The organism is Mesorhizobium sp. M0306 (assembly GCF_040321655.1).
In the GTDB taxonomy this organism is placed as follows: domain Bacteria; phylum Pseudomonadota; class Alphaproteobacteria; order Rhizobiales; family Rhizobiaceae; genus Mesorhizobium.
The window spans coordinates 1-1,596 of sequence record NZ_JAMYRY010000091.1 but is presented as its reverse complement, the minus strand read 5'-3'; the positions used below and the strand labels follow the sequence as shown (position 1 = coordinate 1,596).

General features: G+C 62.0%; 2 protein-coding genes and 1 pseudogene. 2 read left to right on the top strand and 1 reads right to left on the bottom strand.

Annotation, left to right across the window (positions count from 1 at the left end; translation table 11 throughout):
* Positions 1-453 precede the first annotated feature (453 nt).
* Positions 454-704 (bottom strand): annotated as a pseudogene (locus tag NKI95_RS34200) (IS630 family transposase); the annotation flags it as partial.
* A 44-nt stretch (positions 705-748) separates the two neighbouring features.
* Between NKI95_RS34200 and NKI95_RS34195 the strand changes: the two are divergent.
* Complete coding sequence (locus NKI95_RS34195) at positions 749-1,000, top strand: IS110 family transposase (protein WP_352722248.1); 252 nt, start codon at positions 749-751, stop codon at positions 998-1,000.
* Positions 1,001-1,076: 76 nt separating this feature from the next.
* On the top strand, positions 1,077-1,400 hold the full coding sequence (locus tag NKI95_RS34190; protein WP_352722247.1) for a transposase: 324 nt from the start codon (positions 1,077-1,079) through the stop codon (positions 1,398-1,400).
* Positions 1,401-1,596 lie beyond the last annotated feature (196 nt).

Sequence of the window (1,596 nt, the reverse complement as noted above, 5' to 3'; positions counted from 1 at the left end):
GCAGTATGCGACCGCCGGAGTGGTGATGGAGGGCGCCATCATAAAGCCGACCTGATCTGAAGCCAACCAAACCTCTTTCGCCATCCTTTGCGCGCCGCTAGTCAAAGTCGCAGCCTGGCTGTCGCCAGCAACGCTGCACCCTAGCGTCAACGACCCAATGGCGCCGTCTCTCGCGTCGCAGATGGTCCTGCATCGCGACAACGGGCGACCGCTCAAGAGCGATCGGCGAGCCCGCTCCGGCGCCTCGGACACACGGTCGAGCCCTAAATCCCCATAGCCCGCCCGCCATCCCGCGGTTCAGTTCAATCAGGCTTCAATGTAGTCGCGACCCGTGCGTGTCCGCCCAATCGCGCCCGCGACTACACAGAACCCTCCAGATTCAATTTGGGAGCGGTCCTCGGCCAGCAGCCGCACGGCCATGTCGACGACCATCAGCGCACATCAAAGACTGCCGCCTCCCCAGAGCCATGGCGCGTCGACGCGATCGTGGCGCAGCGCCGCCAGGAAGGTCATTGTCTTCCAATTGCCGTGCGGCACCTTGGCTTTGATCCTCTCGCCGCGCCGCGACCATCCCTGAGCGGAGCCATGTTGGTCTTGGTCCAAGTTTCGTCGATAAACACCAAGCGAGAGAGATTGATCCGATCCTGATACTTTCCCCACAGTGCCCACCGGCGCGCCCCATCGGGGCGATCCCGCCCGCCCGCATCGTCTACGAGGGACGGGTGCCTACCATCGGTTGCTCGAACTTATGCTCGGCGCAAGAGGCCTGCCGTTGGTCAAGATGAACCCGCAGCACACGCGCGCCTTCGCAAAGGCCGCCGGCCGCTTGTCCAAGACCAATCGGATCGACGCCGCCATGCTCGCCCGCTTCGGCGAGCTCATGACGCCGCAGATCCGGCTAACCCGCAGCGATGCCCTCGATACGTTTTGCGAACTGGTCGCCGCCCGGCGAGCCCTGATCAAGGGCCGCACCGCCACAGTGAACCGGCAAAAGTCGTGACCATTCCCCTGTTGAAGGGCCAGGCCGAGCAACGGTTGAAACAGATCGCCACCCAGATCGCAGCGATCGACGCCGAATGCCGAACCCGGATCGCCAGCAACTCGATCTCAGCCGCCGCTTCGACATTCTCATCAGCATTCCGGGCCTCGGCGAGGCGACCGCCTTCGCCATCGTCGCTGACATGCCCGACTGGGTACACTCGAAAACAAACAAGCTGCAAGCCTGGCAGATCTTGCCCCCGTCGACCGCCAATCCGGCCAGTGGAAGGACAAGAGCTTCATCCAGGGCGGCCGGAAAGGCGCTCTACATGCCCGCCCTCGTCGCCACCCGTTTCAATCGGCCACTCAAGGCAAAATACGAAAGCCTCCGAGCAGGCGGAAACCCGCAAAAGTCGCCATAACCGCAATCATACAAAAGCTTTTCGTGTCGCAAACGCTCTCATCAGTGACGACCGGAAATGGACCCCTTCAACTCCTTGACCAAGACTGATACTCTAGCCGGGCATGATTAAACCCAATTGTCCTGTCATCCCCGCGAGGCTTGCAGAAGCTGACCGTAGCCGTCTATCGGCTTACTGTAACCCGCGAGCTTGAGGG